This is a genomic window from Algibacter sp. AS12 (assembly GCF_046736315.1).
Lineage (GTDB): Bacteria > Bacteroidota > Bacteroidia > Flavobacteriales > Flavobacteriaceae > Algibacter_B > Algibacter_B amylolyticus.
The window spans coordinates 2,588,714-2,606,971 of record NZ_CP151841.1; the positions used below are offsets into that span (position 1 = coordinate 2,588,714).

At 34.0% G+C, this 18,258-nt stretch carries 18 protein-coding genes; 3 read left to right on the plus strand and 15 right to left on the minus strand.

Annotated elements, in window-relative coordinates:
* The first annotated feature begins 1 nt into the window (after position 1).
* From AAFN75_RS10935 to AAFN75_RS10945, 3 genes are read left to right on the plus strand one after another with little or no spacing between them, the layout of a single operon-like run.
* Entirely contained in the window at positions 2-751 is a 750-nt protein-coding gene (locus AAFN75_RS10935; protein ID WP_092847563.1) for a rhomboid family intramembrane serine protease, read from the plus strand.
* Complete coding sequence (locus AAFN75_RS10940) at positions 751-1,620, plus strand: rhomboid family intramembrane serine protease (RefSeq protein ID WP_411806344.1); 870 nt, start codon at positions 751-753, stop codon at positions 1,618-1,620. Before AAFN75_RS10935 ends, AAFN75_RS10940 begins: the two co-directional genes overlap by 1 nt.
* Positions 1,621-1,624: 4 nt before the next feature.
* Positions 1,625-2,647 (plus strand): endonuclease/exonuclease/phosphatase family protein, encoded by a 1,023-nt coding sequence (locus AAFN75_RS10945; RefSeq protein ID WP_411806345.1) that lies wholly within the window; start codon positions 1,625-1,627, stop codon positions 2,645-2,647.
* 130 nt (positions 2,648-2,777) lie between these two features.
* Here the strand turns inward: AAFN75_RS10945 and AAFN75_RS10950 are convergent, their stop codons facing one another.
* The 15 genes from AAFN75_RS10950 to udk form a co-directional block, all read right to left on the minus strand.
* Positions 2,778-3,086 carry a DUF6122 family protein gene (locus AAFN75_RS10950; protein ID WP_092847553.1) on the minus strand — a complete coding sequence of 103 codons (309 nt, stop codon included), beginning with the start codon at positions 3,084-3,086 and terminating at the stop codon, positions 2,778-2,780.
* Entirely contained in the window at positions 3,086-3,709 is a 624-nt protein-coding gene (locus AAFN75_RS10955; protein ID WP_411806346.1) for a WbqC family protein, read from the minus strand. The genes AAFN75_RS10950 and AAFN75_RS10955 overlap by 1 nt, the downstream gene beginning before the upstream one ends.
* Entirely contained in the window at positions 3,710-4,417 is a 708-nt protein-coding gene (locus AAFN75_RS10960) for a M15 family metallopeptidase (RefSeq protein ID WP_411806347.1), read from the minus strand. It abuts the gene before it with no gap.
* A 60-nt stretch (positions 4,418-4,477) separates the two neighbouring features.
* Positions 4,478-6,067 carry a signal peptidase I gene (lepB, locus tag AAFN75_RS10965; RefSeq protein WP_411806348.1) on the minus strand — a complete coding sequence of 530 codons (1,590 nt, stop codon included), beginning with the start codon at positions 6,065-6,067 and terminating at the stop codon, positions 4,478-4,480.
* Positions 6,068-6,132: 65 nt separating this feature from the next.
* Positions 6,133-6,837 carry a 4-hydroxy-tetrahydrodipicolinate reductase gene (gene dapB, locus AAFN75_RS10970; protein WP_411806349.1) on the minus strand — a complete coding sequence of 235 codons (705 nt, stop codon included), beginning with the start codon at positions 6,835-6,837 and terminating at the stop codon, positions 6,133-6,135.
* 36 nt (positions 6,838-6,873) lie between these two features.
* The gene (locus AAFN75_RS10975) at positions 6,874-7,494 is read right to left on the minus strand and encodes a DUF5683 domain-containing protein (protein WP_144116257.1); all 621 of its coding nucleotides are present in this window, start codon (positions 7,492-7,494) and stop codon (positions 6,874-6,876) included.
* Positions 7,484-8,398 (minus strand): ParB/RepB/Spo0J family partition protein, encoded by a 915-nt coding sequence (locus AAFN75_RS10980; RefSeq protein WP_411806350.1) that lies wholly within the window; start codon positions 8,396-8,398, stop codon positions 7,484-7,486. The genes AAFN75_RS10975 and AAFN75_RS10980 overlap by 11 nt, the downstream gene beginning before the upstream one ends.
* Before the next feature lie 3 nt (positions 8,399-8,401).
* A complete protein-coding gene (locus AAFN75_RS10985) occupies positions 8,402-9,166 on the minus strand; it encodes a ParA family protein (RefSeq protein WP_411806351.1) in 765 nt (254 codons plus the stop codon).
* Between the two features lie 120 nt (positions 9,167-9,286).
* On the minus strand, positions 9,287-11,662 hold the full coding sequence (locus AAFN75_RS10990; RefSeq protein ID WP_411806352.1) for a TonB-dependent receptor domain-containing protein: 2,376 nt from the start codon (positions 11,660-11,662) through the stop codon (positions 9,287-9,289).
* A 162-nt stretch (positions 11,663-11,824) separates the two neighbouring features.
* Positions 11,825-12,946, minus strand: coding sequence for a helix-turn-helix domain-containing protein (locus AAFN75_RS10995; RefSeq protein ID WP_411806353.1), 1,122 nt, complete (start codon positions 12,944-12,946; stop codon positions 11,825-11,827).
* Between the two features lie 23 nt (positions 12,947-12,969).
* Complete coding sequence (scpA, locus tag AAFN75_RS11000; RefSeq protein ID WP_411806354.1) at positions 12,970-15,165, minus strand: methylmalonyl-CoA mutase; 2,196 nt, start codon at positions 15,163-15,165, stop codon at positions 12,970-12,972.
* A 6-nt stretch (positions 15,166-15,171) separates the two neighbouring features.
* Positions 15,172-15,837: a hypothetical protein gene (locus AAFN75_RS11005; protein WP_411806355.1), complete on the minus strand. Its 666-nt coding sequence runs from the start codon at positions 15,835-15,837 to the stop codon at positions 15,172-15,174.
* Position 15,838: 1 nt separating this feature from the next.
* Complete coding sequence (locus tag AAFN75_RS11010) at positions 15,839-17,200, minus strand: methylmalonyl-CoA mutase subunit beta (RefSeq protein ID WP_411806356.1); 1,362 nt, start codon at positions 17,198-17,200, stop codon at positions 15,839-15,841.
* Positions 17,193-17,516, minus strand: a complete 324-nt coding sequence (locus tag AAFN75_RS11015) for an FtsB family cell division protein (RefSeq protein ID WP_411806357.1) — start codon at positions 17,514-17,516, stop codon at positions 17,193-17,195. The genes AAFN75_RS11010 and AAFN75_RS11015 overlap by 8 nt, the downstream gene beginning before the upstream one ends.
* A gap of 1 nt (position 17,517) precedes the next feature.
* Complete coding sequence (gene udk / locus AAFN75_RS11020) at positions 17,518-18,123, minus strand: uridine kinase (protein WP_092847529.1); 606 nt, start codon at positions 18,121-18,123, stop codon at positions 17,518-17,520.
* Between the last annotated feature and the right edge of the window lie 135 nt (positions 18,124-18,258).

The following is an 18,258-nucleotide window of genomic DNA, read 5'->3' on the forward strand; positions in this document are numbered from 1 at the left end:
TATGATGAGAATTTCAGATACCGTTAAACATTTAATAATCATTAACGCGATTATGTTTATTGGTACATTAACTATAGGGAATGGGAATACGTTCTACGAATGGTTCGCTATGTATTTTCCGCAGAATGATGCTTTTAAGCCTTGGCAAATTATAACCCACATGTTTATGCATGGTGGTGCTATGCATATTTTATTTAACATGTTTGCCTTATGGATGTTCGGTACACCTGTTGAGCAAGTGCTAGGTTCTAAGCGGTTTTTGTTTCTATATATTTCAGCTGGATTAGGTGCTGTTTTACTGCAAGTAGGGTTTTATTATTTTCAATATCTTCCTAATTATAATGCTTTAATAGATTCTGGTTTAACCTCAGAAAGTATAAAGCAAATGCTAACTAGTAATCAAGTAAGTTCGGGAGTTTCTCAGGCTCAAGTTGCTATGCTTAAAGATATTTTTCCTGCTTATAATGCAAGTATGGTTGGCGCTTCAGGATGTATCATGGGTGTTATGGCTGCTTTTGGTATGATGAATCCCAATGCCGAATTAATGATGATATTTTTACCAATTCCAATAAAAGCTAAATACTTTATACCTGGAATAATTATTTTAGATTTAATTTCTGGTGTTACCGGGCAATCTTTCTTTAGTCCAAGTAATACGGCTTATATGGCACACGTTGGTGGTGCGGTAACAGGTTTTTTAATTATGTGGTATTGGAAAAAAAATCAATTTAACAGTAACCGTTGGTATTAATGACAACACTAACACAAGACATAAAAGACAAACTTTCAAATCTTAATGTGCTAGAAAAAATTATAGCCATTAATGTGGTGGTTTTTCTATTGGCGCTTATCTTAAGAACAGATTTAATTTGGTTTGAGTTACCAAGTAGTTTTTCTAGCTTTATCATGAAACCTTGGAGTATTATTAGCTATGCTTTTTTACATTACGATGTGTGGCATATCCTATTCAATATGCTATGGTTGTACTTTTTAGGGCGCATGTTTTTAAACCTGTTTAGTGCTAAAATGGCAATAAATATTTATTTTCTTGGTGCTATTTCTGGAGGGTTGTTGTTTATGTTTTGTTACAGCTTGTTTCCAGGTGTATTTGGTGGTAGTTCAAGGTTATTAGGTGCTTCTGCAGCAGTGAGAGCATTACTAATCTTTTTGTGCGCTTATATGCCAAATCAAGAAATGCGTTTTTTTACATTTAGTTTAAAACTATGGTATGTTGGAGCCGCTATTGTGGCATTGGATGTTATAGGTGTATTTTCGGGTATTAAAGATCCGGTATATGGAAATGCAGGTGGTAACTTAGCGCATTTAGGTGGAGCCTTGTTAGGCTATTTTTACGCCAAACAATTGCTTAGTGGAAAAGATATAGGAAAAGGTTTCGAGCGTATGGCAGATAGCGTGGTAAGCATGTTTAAACCATCAAAAAAAGGACCATTAAAAACGGTTCATAAAAATAAAGGAAAAGTTGGTGGTTATACTAAAGCGGATTTTAATGCCTTTAATAATCAGAAAAAAATTGATGTCATTCTAGATAAAATCAGTAAAAGTGGTTATGATAGTTTAACCTCAGAAGAAAAGGAATTTTTGTTTAGAGCAGGGAAGTAGATACATGAAAAAACTAAGCTTCATAAATAAAATCATTTACCTAGTAAATGTTGTTGTAGCTGTACTGCTTTTGCTGTCTTTTGTTTTACCTTTTTTACCACCAAAAACATTCTCCATATTAGCCGTTGTAAACCTAGGTGTTTCCTTCTTAATTATTATTAATGTTGTGTTCTTTTTATACTGGGTGTTTCGCTTAAAAAGGCAGTTTATGTTATCGTTGGTGGCCTTATTAATTGGCTATTTTTCTTTTGGTTCGCTTTATAAATTTTCATCATCGGTAAAGGTAGAAAGCCCCAGTAATATAAAGGTCATGAACTACAATGTAAGGTTGTTTAATTTATATCAATGGATTCCAGAAAAGGGTGTAGAAACTAAAATTGTAGACTTTATAAAAACCGAAGCTCCCGATGTACTCAGTATACAGGAATACCATCCCCATAAAAACATCGATTTATCGTTTTTTAAATATAAATTCGAAAAGCTATCCGGAAAAAAAATGAAATACGGACAAGCTATTTTTTCAAAATTTCCAATAATAAATTCCGGCTCAATAGAATTTCCAGATACAGCTAATAATGCCATTTTTGCCGATGTTGTAAAAGGCAAAGACACCATAAGGTTTTATAACATCCACCTCGAGTCTTTGCGTATCGATACCAAGGTGGAAAGTCTTAAAAAAGAAGATTCCGAGCGCTTATTTAAACGTATTGGTTCCACCTTTAAAATGCAGCAATTTCAAACCGAGTTGTTTTTAATGCATAAAAAGCAATGCAAATACAAAATGGTTATTTGTGGCGACTTTAACAACACTGCATTTTCGTATGTATACCGACAAATTAGAGGCGATTTAAATGATACCTTTAAAGAAGCTGGAAACGGGTTTGGCAGAACTTACGATTTTAAATTTTTCCCGGTTCGTATCGATTTTATTTTTGCCGACCAAGCCTTTAACGTCAATGGTTTTAAAGCCTATAACGCCCATTATTCCGATCATTATCCCATAACAACAACACTTAGTCTCGAGTAGTCAGCACCCCGTTTTTTTAATTTGGGCGCAACCACAAGGGTCGGGCTATCCGTTACAAGTCCTCGCACCTCCTGCGTCGGGCTGTGGGCTTTCCTCTACTATCCCTTGCGCAACGCTTCACCCTAGTATTCTACATTAAAGCACAATCAACAGTATCAGCAATGATATGAATAACTAAACCTAAGCCTACCAATCTAGATGTTTTTGGTACACATAAAAAAATATAAAACAAAATAGCAAAGCTAGAGTGTAACGGATGGAACCCAATACTACATCGGTTAGGATCGAAAATAGGCGTTGCCAATACATGGTCTAAATCAATTAACATACCTGCAATCATTACTAAATAAGCGTATTTCCAATTCGACTTATAAAAGAGTAATGCCACCACAAGTGGTAACAAAAAATGACAACCATAATGAGCAAAAGTTTGTAGCATTATAAAAGGGTTGTGTTTTGAGCTTCCAGATAATTTAAAGCATTTGGACCCTCGTTAAAAAGCAAGTCTAAAATACTTAAATTAGTTATGTAACCGTGTTTGCTATTAAATACCTGCGTGTAACTTTCAAAAGGATAAAGCGGCTCTTTTTTAGCATGCACTAGAGGTCTAAAGTCTGTTTTATCAGCGTAGGTTTTTTGGTAGGTTTCGGTTTTTGTTAACTCTAAATCCAACTGCAAACAATCGGTAATAACTTCAAAACATTTTAAATTAAAATCTAATAAAAACTCCGCTTTTTCGGTAAATAAATGCTGGAGCTCATCTTCGTAATATTCAAAAAAGGGCGATGTTCTGTAGGCCGATAGTAAAGATTTCCAATGTAAACTTTGCCAATTATCTTCATTAAAAATTTTAACGTCTCTGTATTTTTGTCTGTTTTTTTGCGAATGAATAACGGGGATGTTTAAACCTAATTTACCGTTGGCGCCATAAATGTAAGCGCGATTTCTGTAGGTTTGTTTCAGGAAATTATCATCCATTTCAAAGGCAACCGTTTTCGCGTTAGCCATAGCAACAAAGTGTGCAATATTAGGGAAGTATGTTGGATGTATAACAATATTCATTTAGTCTTTATTAAATGCCGTTTTGGCTTTTTGGGAAATACCATTAACGTATAAAGTTATAGTATTCAATTCTTTTGCAAGCTTAGAGCCTTCAAAACCCGTAATATCCAAGTACGTTATGTGCTTATTATAAAACGCTAAGTAAGTTTTAGCTAATGGCATGTAGGACCAATGCCAACGTTCTAAATTATAGCCCGTTCTTCCATTAGTTTTATTGGTGTAAACTTGGTAAAAACCATAAGTATTGGCATTTTTTAAAAGCCATTGGTATTCTAATTTGCCATTACCATTTTCAAAATACGAATTTGTAAAACTGTTTAAATCTATATCTGTGCCCCAATGGTGTCTCGATGTTGTGGGCATCGAACTATACTCCAGTATTTTATTAGCTCTTTCAATAGGATTAAGGCTGCTGTATTTTACCCATTTACGATCCCAAATGGCTTTTTGTTCCTTAAAATTTCTGGTACCAGATTTTATAATTAAATCAACGCCATCTGCCTTGGCGTATTTATACATTTTAAGAAATGCCGAATACACGTCTTTGTTTAAATAGATGGTTTTCGAGGCATGAGCCATATCCACTTTAGTAAATTGGGCATGCGTTTTATAGTCGAATTTCCCTAAAACAAAATCTTTAGTAATGGCCGGTAGTTTTATTGCGTCATTGTTTTGACCGAATGCTATCGATGCAAAAAAAAGAGCCATAATACCCGCTTTAAAAGACATACGTATGGTTTACAAGTTAAAAATAAGCCGTAAAAGAGGTTATTCTTTTTCTGTTTTACGCTTTCTCCATTTGTTGAAACCTATCCAACCAAATAATAAAACTAAAAACGGAATTAAAAATGAGGTTGCTTTCCCTGTTCCGCTAACGGTAGTAAAGAAACGCTCCCATCGAGGTTTAAATAAACTCATGTCTTTAAGGCTCATCCAAATAAATACAGGTTTACCAATAACATGATTAAAAGGTACAAAGCCCCAACGTCTTGCATCAATAGAGTTATGGCGGTTATCACCCATCATCCAATAATAGTCTTGTTTAAATGTGTAAGTATCGGTTACTTGGCCATTAATTAGAATTTGGTTGCCTTTAACTTGTAACGTGTTGCCTTCGTACTCGGTAATAGCACGTTTGTATAGCGGTAAATTTTCTATGTTAATTGCTATCGATTTGCCTTCTTCAGGGATATATAAAGGTCCAAATTGATCTACATTCCAATTGTAGTTAGGATCGTGTGGAAAAATATCGGCATCGCGAACGCCTTTTTCTTGAATATTAGATGATATACTTTTTACATTAGGATGATTTTTAAATGTTGCCAAGGCTTCATCTGAAATCGCCGAAAAGTAATATGTGTTTTGAGCATTCATAATGCCAAAACCATCAGTAATATCATAACGCTCCTTAATGTAGTTTGGGTTAAACTGATTTGTTTTAGGTTGCACCAAGTAACTAAATTGTAAATGTGCACGGTCTGGTAACTCGTTTTTCTTGCCGTTTATATAAACATAACCATCTCTAACTTCTAGAGTATCGCCAGCAACACCAACACAACGCTTTACTAAGTTTGTTTTTTTATCTATAGGTTTGTAATAATTTCTATCTGGCGTAAAATCATTCATATCCAACAAGGTATCTGCCGGCTGATTGAAAACAACAATATCGTTACGTTTTATTTTTTGAAATCCAGGAATTCTTAAATAGGGTAATTGTAGTTTGTTTTTCCAGGATGTGTTTCGGTCTTCAAAATGATCATCAAATAAATATGATTTTTTGTTTAAAACGGGAATAGTATCGTGCACCATAGGAGCGCCAACGGTTGTCATTGGTACTCTTGCACCATAATGAAACTTACTTACAAATAGAAAATCGCCTACCAATAACGATTTTTCTAAAGAAGAAGAAGGAATAGTAAACGGCTGCATAAAATACGTGTGTACAATAGTTGCCGCTACAATCGCGAATAAAATAGAGCTTGTCCAATCGCCAGAACTAGATTTTGGCTGTAAGCTTCTGTTTTCTATATAACTAACATCGGCAACATAGTTTAGGTAGAAATTGTAAAACCCTAAAGTAACAACCGCTAAAATGGTGTCTACTATGGTGTTTTTGCCAAAGCTTCTCGCAGTTTCAACCCAAATAACGGGTAGCATAATAAGATTTACAATAGGCAGAAACAAAAGGATAATCCACCACCACGGACGGTTTATTATTTTCATTAATACAATACCATTGTAAACAGGAACAAAGGCTTCCCAAGCTTGTCTTCCTGCTTTAATGTATAGTTTCCAGGTGCCTAAACCATGAATTATTTGTATTATTAAGATGAATATAAACCATTGTGTCCAAGTCATAATCTCAAAATTTTAATTTGTTGTTAGTTGTAACAGCGTTCTATTTGTTACAGTATTATTTTGTGTTAACCAATATTTAACACATCGTTCATTGTGAAAACACCAGATTTTCCAACAATCCACTCTGCTGCAACAACAGCACCTAAAGCAAAACCTTGTCTAGTATGTGCAACATGCTCTATGTTTATGGTGTCTACTTCGCTTTCGTAAGTAACGGTATGCGTACCAGGAACATCGGCAATACGTTTTGCTGCAATAGGAATGGTTTGCTCGCCGTTTTCTTCTAGTTTCCAGTTTTTGTAACCATCGTGGTTTTCAATTACGCCATCGGCTAAAGTAATTGCAGTACCACTAGGCGCATCAAGTTTTTGCGTGTGATGAATTTCTTCCATAGAAACATTGTATTGTTTCAAGGCACTCATCATTTTAGCTAGTGTTTTATTAAGTTCAAAAAAGATGTTTACACCTAAACTAAAGTTAGACGCATAAATAAAAGCACCTTTTTTCTCTTCGCATAACGCTACAGCATCTTCATATTTATCTAGCCATCCGGTAGTTCCAGAAATTACTGGTACATTGTTGTCAATACAATTTGCAATATTACTATAAGCCACCGTAGGAATACTAAAATCGATAGCAACATCTGCTTTAGTAATGTCGTAATTGGTGTCTCCTTTGTCAATAGTCAAAACTACTTTATGTCCGCGTTTAATGGCAATTTGCTCAATAGTTTTGCCCATTTTTCCGTATCCGAGTAATGCTATATTCATATTAAAATGTATTGTTTATAAAATCCCAATTAAGGGTTAAAAATTAAAGTTTAAAGTTAGTCCGAAATTACTTTTTGCATCAAATTCATTGAATTTATAATGCGGTGCTAAAGATAGGTTTTCATCAATGTTATACTGCAATAAATGCGCGTCTACATTGGCATCAATAATGTTTAAGGCATAAAGCCCAAGCGTTACTAAAAGTGAAATTTCCTTGTTACGACGATAAAATTCTTGAGCGTCTTCAAGTTTATCGGTAGATAGTCTTGGAGTTGTTAATTGATTACCAGCGGAGTCCAAATAAAACTCATCGTTAGTAAAGCCGGCGAGTCTGCTTTTATAAGCATCTCTATACCTGTTGTATTCTTTGTTGTTAGTAATGTAAAAGTATACCCCCGTACCTATGGCACCATAAACAAGTGGGATTTTCCAGTATTTTTTATTGTAAGCTTGACCTAAACCAGGTAAAATTGCAGAATAGAATGCTGCTTTGGCAGGCGAAAGCGGATTAATAGGATCGCTAACTTTAACGATGGAGTCCACAACCACTTCTTTAGGAAGTACTTTTTCTTCTTTCTCCTTTTTCTTGTCTTGTGCAAAAGTGGCAAAACAAAGTAAGCATGATACTATTCCTGTTATTAGGATTTTATTTGGAATCACCTTGAACTAATTTTTTTATACGGTTAAAATCTTCTTCAGAATGAAACGGAATTGTAATTTTCCCTTTACCATTCTTAGAAACTTTAACGTCAATTTTATGTCCAAAGTATTCAGAAAATGCCGTCATGCCTTTTTTAACAAACTTTGGCATATCGTCTTCTTCCGTCTTTTTTTCGGTGTTTTTTGTTGGACTATCAGAATTAAAATCGCGAATAAAGTTTTCGGTTTCTCTAACTGAAAGTTTATTGGATAGTATGTTTTCGTAAATATCTAATTGATCACTTTGGTCTTCAATAGCAATTAATGCACGACCATGACCCATAGAAATAAAACCATCGCGCATACCGGTTTGAATAATTGGGTCTAGTTTTAATAAACGCAAATAATTGGCTATAGTAGATCGTTTTTTACCTACGCGCTCGCTCATTTGCTCTTGTGTTAAATTGATTTCGTCAATTAAACGTTGGTACGATAAAGCAATTTCAATAGGATCTAAGTCTTGACGCTGAATGTTTTCAACCAGTGCCATTTCCAATGACTCTTGGTCGTTAGCAATCCTTACATAGGCAGGAATAGTTTCTAAACTTAATAATTTTGAAGCTCTAAAACGACGTTCTCCAGAAACTAATTGGTATTTGTTTAAGCCTAATTTTCTAACGGTAATGGGCTGTATAATGCCCAATTCTTTAATGGAAGAGGCGAGTTCGCGAAGCGATTCTTCACTAAAGTTAGTACGAGGCTGAAACGGGTTAACTTCAATAAAATCTAAATCTAACTCTACAATGTTACCAATAACCTTATCGGCGTTGGTATCTTGAGCAGATTGAATATCGTTACTTGGGTCTTTCAATAGGGCCGATAAACCTCTACCTAAAGCCTGTTTTTTAATTGCCTTAGCCATAAATTAAGCGTTTTTATTAATGACTTCTTTTGCCAAACTTAAGTAATTGTTAGCACCTTTACTACTGGCATCGTAATTAATTATACTTTCGCCATAACTTGGTGCCTCACTTAGTCTTACGTTTCTTTGAATGATGGTTTTAAACACCATGTCGTTAAAGTGTTTTTGAACCTCTTCAACAACTTGATTTGATAGTCTTAAGCGCGAATCGTACATGGTTAACAATAAGCCTTCAATATCTAAATTGGCATTATGAATTTTTTGAACACTTTTTATTGTGTTTAATAACTTTCCTAAACCTTCTAGTGCAAAATATTCACATTGAATAGGAATAATTACAGCATCGGCCGATGTTAATGCGTTTAAGGTTAATAAACCTAATGATGGCGCACAATCAATGATGATATAATCATAATCATCCTTTATTTCCTGTAACGCTTTTTTAAGCATATATTCGCGTTCATCTTTATCAACAAGTTCAATTTCAATTGCAACAAGGTCGATATGCGCCGGTATAATATCTAAATTTGGCGTTTCTGTTTTTACAATAGCTTCTTTGGCAGAATGAGAATGCTCTAAAAGTTGATAAGTTCCAACGTCTACAGATTCTACATCAATTCCAATTCCAGAAGTTGCATTTGCTTGAGGGTCAGCATCTATAAGTAATACTTTCTTCTCTAGAACACCTAGTGAAGCTGCTAAATTTATTGAGGTTGTTGTTTTTCCAACACCGCCTTTTTGATTAGCAATTGCTATGATTTTACCCATTAAATGATTTGGTTTTATTAGCTGTAAAAATACAATTATTTACGAGGAATAAAAGCGGAATTTGTTAACATTATTTGAATAGCAGGAACCGCATAGTTTATATAGATTAAAACCGATTTGTTAATTAGTTCTTCGGCGCTCTTCTTCATTACCAAAGTTTCTTCTTTTTTCGCTAATCTTTTTATTACCAAAACGGTAGCTCGCGGTTAGTCTTATATATCGATTGTTATCATTTTGTCCATATACTTGCTTAACGTTATTAACCGTAGATTCTAATTGGTTTAAGCTAGAGCTATTGAAAATATCTTTAACTAGAATAGCCACTTGTAAGTTTTTGTCTAAAAACGTCTTACTCATTCCTAAATCTATACTAGACGTGCTTCCTACGCTAAATAAACCGGCTTTAAAAGGCGAGCTGTAAGTCGCATCTAGTTGTAATTTAGTAGAATCATTCATGGTAAATGAATTGCTAGAGTTTGCGCTAAACATGAATCCGTTTTTAGGTTTCGCCCCAATATTTTGTGTAAATTCTGTTTTCGATCCAATTACATTAAAACTGTTTTGACTTTGCCACCAAGAAAACGTATCGAATAAAAAGCTTTCTCCAATGCCAAACATATGCTGTTTGAAGAAATTTGAACGCGTTACAATTTGTGTGCTGTTTTCAACATCGGAAGTAAAAATAACGCTAGCTCCATCATGTTTAATACTTAAAAATGCATTGGTAGTATATTTATTTTTATAAGTATGTTTAAACTCAAAACTATCTACAAATGAAGGTTTTAAAAATGGATTTCCTAAACTGAAGGTGTTACTACTAATTACAGATCTAAAAGGATTTAAATCGCTAAAACGTGGGCGCTCTATACGTTTACCATAACTTATAGAAAAACTATTGTTTTCATTTTTACTATAGCTAGCGTATAGCGATGGAAATAGTTTTGTATAATTATTGCTATTGGTTTCGTTTAGTTGCACAGAGTGTCCTTTAGTTCTTGTATGTTCTAGTCTAAAACCCAATTGGATGTCCCATTTTTTGTTTAATTTTTTTAATCCGCTTATGTAAATGGCTTGATTGTTTTCTTCGTATTTAAAAGTGTTGGAAATGTTAGTATCATAAACGGGAGCTCCAGAAATGGTATTAAAAAACTGAATATCGCTATGGTTTTTAATGCTACTAATTTTGGCGCCATATGATAGATTAATAAAGGTTGTTGGATGCTCCATATCTGTTTTTGCACTGAAGTTTTCAATGTTTAAATCTGTAAAGTTATTGGCTGCAGCATTAATATTTTGAAACTCATTGTTAGCTGAAAAACTATTGGTTATAAAATTTCTGTTTTGGTTGGATTGGTACGTGAAATAATCGACATCGAAAGAAATACTTTTTCCTAAACTATCTAATTTAGTATTGGCATGTACATTTATTAAATGGCTATTTACTTTAGATTGATTATTGCCGTTGTTAATAAGTAATGAGTCTAATGTGTTTTGTTCATTAAAAATTCTAGAAACACTTCGGTCGGACATATTTGGCGTTTTGGAGTTTCCTAAATATTGAATGCCAATGGTTGTGCTTTCGGTTACATCATAATCCAAAAGCAATTGTCCTGATAAATTATCTTTCTTTTCTTTTGAATTTATATCGATATCCCAATTACTTGTTGGGTAATACACCTGAAAATCTTCTATGTTTCTAGAGCTACCTTTGGTTCCGTTCACATTAAACGATAGGCTAACCTTATTTTTGTTGTATAGTAAACTGTTTCTAAGGGTTGCAAAATTATAGGTGTTTATATTATCTGCAAACGAGATGGTGTTTTTCCAAGAATCGACTTGTCCTTTTTTTAAAATAATATTAATAAGTCCACCATTTCCAGCAGCTTCATATTTTGCGGGAGGTGTTGTTATTACTTCAATCTTTTTAATATCGCCCGAAGCTATAGTGTTTAAATAGCTCACTAAATCTTCGCCCGATAGTTGTAACAATCGTCCGTTAACCATTACTCTAGATGCGCCTCTGCCCAGTAAATTAATACTGTTATTTTGTACGCTTAATCCTGGTGCAATGCGTAAGGCATCTAAAGCATCGCCACCAATTGCTGTTACGCTGTTTTCAACATTAAAAATAATACGATCTGGCTTTTGTTCTATAAGTTTCTTTTGGTGTGTTATAACAATTTCATCGAGTGTTTGGTTTGCTTTTAATTTAATTTCACCTAGGTTTAAATCAGTTTTTACGATTATTTCTTTTTTAAAACTAGTGTAACCAATAAAACTAATGTTTAGATGGTAAGTTCCTGGTGCTATTTTTAAATGGAATACGCCATTATCATCGGTTATGCCTCCGGTAATAATGTAGCCATCCAAATCCGTTAACGCCACATTTGCCCAAACTATGGGTTGAGATTGATTTGTGATTTTTCCTGTAATACTAATTTGTGCTATAAGTAATGTTGGAAGTGTTAGTAGAATTAAAGCAAATGCATGTTTCATAAGATTGTTGGTTTTAAGATTGATTTTTGTTTTATCTAGAACAAATATCTAACCGAATGAAACCTTACACGACCGAATACAAAAAGTCGAACGTATTTCTAAAAATAAAATGCGTTCGACTTTCTTAATTAAAAACGTTCGACTTTTTACAAATCCTTGTGTTTATTGGTGTTTACGGAAGGCTGTAGGTGTTTTTCCGGTATGTTTTTTAAACGCCGTATTAAATGAAGATTTTGAGTTAAAACCAACTTCGTACAAAATTTCGAGAACGGTATGTTTCTTTTTTGCAGGGTCTTTTAAAATTGACATGGCTTTTTCAATGCGATATTTATTTATGAAATCGAAAAAGTGTTGACCTAGTTCTTGGTTTATTATAATAGATAATTCTCTATGTGGAATATCAATTTTTTCTGAAAGACTTTTTACAGTTAGTGAAGCATCTAAAAAAGGTTCTTCTTTTACCATATAAGATTTAATACTTTCAATTTGATTAGTGAATTCGTTCGGCTTTTCAGAAATCATTTCTTTAGATAAGCGAAGATCAACAGCAATACCTCTGAAAAGTTTAGGAGATAACAGCGCTTTAAATACTAACCAAAAGCTAAAAAACAAACCAAAAGCTAGTAAGATGATTCTAAGGATGTTTACGAATTCTACATCAAAATCTCCAGAGTCTCGAATGTATCCTTTGATAAATGTAAGTAATTGACCAACTAGAATAAAGATAATGAGTTGCTTTACCCAATGGTAATTATAAAAAGCATCTTTACTGGTGTAATTTTCTAAGAGTAGTTTTCGGTATCTTAGTAAATAATATATTTCGGCTATAATATAGAGTACTTCAACAAAGCGATTCATTCCAATTATAAATTGCCCTTCAAAAGATTCAGCATAGTTTATTCGAAACTGAATTTGTGCTGTTTCAGAAACTAAAAAGAAATTTGGAATAAGTATTAGAATGGTAATTACCCATGGCAGTAGTAATACGAGGTGCTTTGGCCTTAGCTTAAAATCGGAATATAATACCGAAAGGATATATAGAAATAACAAGGGGTCCTTAAAGCTCGAAATCTGCATCCTCAACATTTCTATTGCATGCGGGAATTCAATAATATTATGATAAAAAAATACGCTAATATCTATAGCTGTTACAATTAAGAATGCAGCGAGTAGTTGGTTGCTAAGTTTTTTAGACGTTTTTACAGTAAGTAGAAATGCAGAAAAAAGTAAAAACAGTGCCACTATGATTAGGCTTGTAATACTAATTATAGCTGAGTTATCCATTTGATTGTGGGGAATTAAAAGGTTTATTCCTCATCAATTAAAATTTCTAAAACCTGAATGGCAGTCTCACTAATTTTGGTGCCTGGACCAAAAATAGCTACGGTTCCGGCATCAAATAAAAACTGATAATCTTGTTTGGGCACAACGCCACCAACAATAACCATAATATCTTCGCGACCGTAGTTTTTAAGTTCTTGAATAACTTGAGGTACAAGTGTTTTATGTCCTGCAGCTAACGATGAAATGCCTAAAATATGCACATCGTTTTCAACGGCTTGTTTGGCAACTTCTTTTGGTGTTTGAAATAAAGGACTAATATCCACATCGAAACCCACATCGGCATAACCTGTAGCAACCACTTTTGCACCACGATCATGACCATCTTGTCCCATTTTTGCTATCATAATACGAGGGCGCCTACCATCTTGCTCAGCAAAAACATCGGCTAGTTCTTGAGCTTTCTTAAAGGATTTATCGTCTTTAATTTCTTTACTATACACGCCAGAAAATGATTTTATTTGTGCTTTATGTCGCCCGAATTCTACCTCTAAGGCATAACTAATTTCACCTAAGGTTGCACGTTCGCGAGCAGCTATAATAGCAAGTGCTAATAAGTTGTAATCCTCATCTTGATTGCCATCTATTGATTCTGATTCCTGATTTTTATTGGCCTTTCTACGTTCCGAATTTAACGAAAATTTTGCAGCTTCGGTTAATTTTGATAAGGCCACTTTAACTTTTTCTGGGTTTCTTTCGGCTTTAATCTTAGTTAATCGCTCTATTTGCGAGTTTCTAACGGTTTGGTTATCGACTTCAAGTGTTGTAATTGGTGCTTCTTCTTCAAGTACATATTTGTTTACACCAACAATAATATCTTGATTAGAATCTATTCTGGCTTGCTTTCTAGCGGCAGCTTCTTCAATTCTAATTTTAGGAATACCAGATTCAATAGCCTTAGTCATCCCGCCAAGGGCTTCGATTTCTTCAATTAAAGTCCAAGCTTTTAGGGCGATATCATGGGTTAGTTTTTCAACGTAATAACTACCAGCCCAAGGGTCAACTGTTTTTGTAATATTAGTTTCTTCAAGCAAAAATAGTTGTGTGTTTCTTGCAATTCTTGCCGAAAAATCGGTGGGTAAAGCAATAGCTTCATCTAAAGCATTGGTATGTAGCGATTGCGTGCCACCAAATACAGCTGCGGCAGCTTCAATAGTTGTTCGTGCCACATTGTTAAACGGGTCTTGTTCGGTTAAACTCCATCCAGACGTTTGGCAATGGGTACGCAGTTTTAAAGATTTTTGGTCTTTAGGATTGAATTGTTTTAGCAATTTAGCCCAAAGCATTCGCGCAGCGCGCATTTTAGCAATTTCCATAAAATGGTTTAACCCAATAGCCCAGAAAAACGATAATCTAGGGGCAAAGGTGTCAATATCCATTCCGGCAGCTAATCCTTTACGAATATACTCTAAGCCATCGGCTAGTGTATAAGCCAATTCAATATCGCAGGTCGCTCCAGCTTCTTGCATGTGGTAGCCAGAAATACTAATGCTATTAAATTTAGGCATGAATTTGCTGGTATACTTAAATATATCCGATATAATTTCCATGGAAGGTGCAGGTGGGTAGATGTAGGTGTTACGCACCATAAACTCCTTTAATATATCATTTTGAATGGTGCCCGCTAAATGTTCTGGTTTTACACCTTGCTCTTCGGCAGCCACAATATAAAATGCCATAATAGGTAGTACGGCGCCATTCATGGTCATAGAAACCGACATTTTATCTAACGGTATTTTGTCGAAGAGTATTTTCATGTCTTCAACCGAATCGATTGCTACTCCTGCCTTACCAACATCGCCAACAACGCGTTCGTGGTCTGAGTCGTAGCCTCTGTGGGTTGCCAAATCGAAAGCAACGGATAAGCCTTTTTGTCCGGCGGCTAAATTTCTTCTGTAAAAGGCATTGCTTTCTTCAGCGGTTGAAAATCCAGCATATTGGCGTATCGTCCAGGGCCTTTTAACATACATGGTGCTGTAAGGCCCTCGAAGATACGGTTCAATTCCTGCCACAAAATTTAAATGTTGTAAATCTTTAATATCAGCTTTGGTGTAAGTTGATTTCACATCAATAGTTTCGGCTGTTTGAAAAGTTGAAGGCGTAGCCTCTTGATTTTCAATTTCCGAATTAATTTTGATATGTTGAAGATTTTTTCTGCTCATTACTGTTTAGTGGTTATGTCCAGCATGCGGATCTGCTACTGGTTGTACTGCGTTGAAATCTACTTTTTTCTCAGGTTTTTCCAAATTTACTTTACTAAAATCGATGTCGAACATTTTTGCGTAAAATAAATCTAGTGTGATGTACATCGCTAAATTTTTATCGCTTAATGCGTTTCTAGATTTGTTAACTATAGCAGGTCCAAATAATTTTGGAGCCATACTATTTGTTGATATAAGTGCATTTAGGGTTGTTTTTAAACTTGCATCTTTAATAGAGCTAGAAATGCAGTTAAGTACTTTGCTTTTATAGTTTAAGTGGCTTTTTGTGTTGTTAGCATCCCAAAGATCTTCTTCCTTTTTTAATGCTTCAAAAACAGCAACAGTATGTTTTGATGCGATATCTTCTATTTTTAATCTGCCATAAATGGAGTTTCTTATTATTTGCGAATAGGCCTGATCTAACCTAGGAGTTCCATTGCCTTTATTGTAATGCTTGGCAATATCATCTTCAAAGCTATAACGTGCTTCGTTTAATAATTTTAAATTTACGCCTTCGCAAGTAATGGTTGCAGGTTTATCGGCATATTTAAAGTCTGAAAATTGACTTCCTTGATTACAGCTGAATAACGTTATAACTAATAAAAATGTAAGGGTGGTAATTTTTAATTTCATTTTAATTTTCATTTTTTAATCGGTTTTTTTCTAAATGTTCTGATAATCTATTTTCTATAATGGGTTCAATAAGCGTTTTTCTAGGTTTTATTTTAACAAAAGGATAAAGGTCTAACTCGTTTTTCATTTTGTCCATAGCATTTGGGTGTTTATTTGTGCCTAATAGTATAATATCTCCATTATCAAATTGCTCTTGTTCTTTTGCTGCACTTTCTTTTATTTTTCGTTGAATAGTGCCTAGTTTTAATTGTTTTAAAAAACCACCGGAAGCTTCAATATTTTTGAATAACTCCAAGGCTTTTTCAGAGAGTTGTTGTGTTAAACTTTCAATGTAATACGATCCATCTGAAGGATTATTAACTTTATCAAAATAACTTTCGTACTTCAAAATTAATAGTTGGTTCCTTGCTATGCGTTGGGCAAATTCATTGCTTTTATGGTACACATAATCATAGGGTAAGTTACAAATAGCATTTGCGCCACCTAATACGGCACTCATACATTCAGTCGTGGTGCGTAGCATGTTTGTGTTGTAATCGTATACGGTTTTATTGCGCTTTGTTGGAGTTACTTCAATAGTGCAATCTAAATTAATTTGATATTCTGATGCTAAGGTTTTCCATAGCACCCTTAGTGCTCTCAGTTTTGCGATTTCAAAAAAGTAATTTGTGCCAACGGATACATGAAATGTTACGCTAAGCGAAGATAAATCACTTTTAGAGGCCTCTAAACTATTTAAATATTCGTTTGTGTGGGCTAGGGTATAAGCCAGTTCCTGCACCATGGTGGCGCCTCCATTTTGGTAAAGCGAACCATTTATATGAAGTGCTTTGGTGTTGTTAATTAGGCTTTCAGAGGTTTTTAAATCGTCGTTTAAACTTTTAAACCAATTTCCTGTTTTAGCTAATTGACCAATGCAATCTAGTTTTATTTTTGCTTTTGGTACTAGGTTTTGTAATTGTGTTGTATAGGCTTCAGAAAGGAATAGTAATTCAAATTGAAGGGTTACGGCATCTAGATTAATATGCTGTATTAAATTTTTAATTGAAACAGCATCTGATGGTATAATGAAATTAATTTGTTCTACACCGCCTTCAATACTACGAATAGCGTTTAAATTTGACTTTTCAATATCGGCAACATAAATGGTTTGACAAATTTTCCATTGGGTTGCTTTGGTGCTCGAAATATTTGGTAGGTTTTCAAAATCATCGGCATGATAAAAAGGCTTTACATCGATGTCTTCATTTGTTTTCCAAATAAGCGTATCGTTGTAGTCAGCTCCTTTTAAATCGAACTGAATTTTTTGTTTCCATTGCTTATCAGAAACCGAATTGAAACCATCAAACAAGTTTTTAGTCATTATCTGTAGTTTTTAAGCTGTCTTCGTACTCAATAATGTAAATTTCTTCATTATCACGTTTCATATAGTACTCTTCTCTAGCAAATTTTTCTAAACCTTCATGAGTGCTTATCTTTTTTAAATCCTTCTTGTCTTTTTCTATTTCTTTCTTATAATAGCTTTTTTCGTTTTCTAAATCTTCAATTTCTGTATTTAATTCATGATGAATTAACCACGAGTTGGCATCAAAAAACAACATCCAAACTACAAATACAACTAATATTAGTATGAATATATTTTTAAAAGGCTTTAAATATTTGCTTTTTGGAAGTGCCATGTTATAGTTTATCGTTTATTATGGTTCTAACTATATCTATAGCTACTGTATTGTGCTTGTTGGTTGGTATAATAATATCTGCATATTCCTTAGTAGGCTCAATAAACTGATTGTGCATTGGTTTTAAGGTGGTTTGGTAGCGGTTTAAAACCTCGTCTAAATCGCGTCCTCTTTCTTTTATGTCGCGTTTTAATCGTCTTATTAAGCGCTCATCACTATCGGCATGAACAAATATTTTAATATCGAACATATCTCTTAACTCTGGGTTGGCAAGTATTAAAATACCTTCTACAATCATTACCTTTCTAGGGTGTGTTAATATAGCGTCGCCAGTTCTGTTGTGTTTTACAAACGAATAGACTGGTTGCTCTATAGGTTTGTTGTTTTTTAAATCTTTTAAATGTGCTACAATTAAATCGAAATCTATAGATCTGGGGTGGTCAAAATTAATTTTTATACGCTCGTCATACGATAAGTGAGAGGTGTCTTTGTAGTACGAATCTTGCCATAGTATACCCACTTCGCCTTCTGGAAGTTCGTTTAATATTTGATTTACTACAGTTGTTTTTCCGCAGCCTGTACCACCTGCAATTCCAATAATTAGCATAAAGATTATTTTACTTTTTTAATGAAACAAATTTAAGATTAATTCTTTGTAAAAAATTTATCAAGAAATTTTTTTTTAAAAAGTAAAAAAGAATTAAAAAAAAGATTTTATATCTAAAAGAAAACTATATATTTG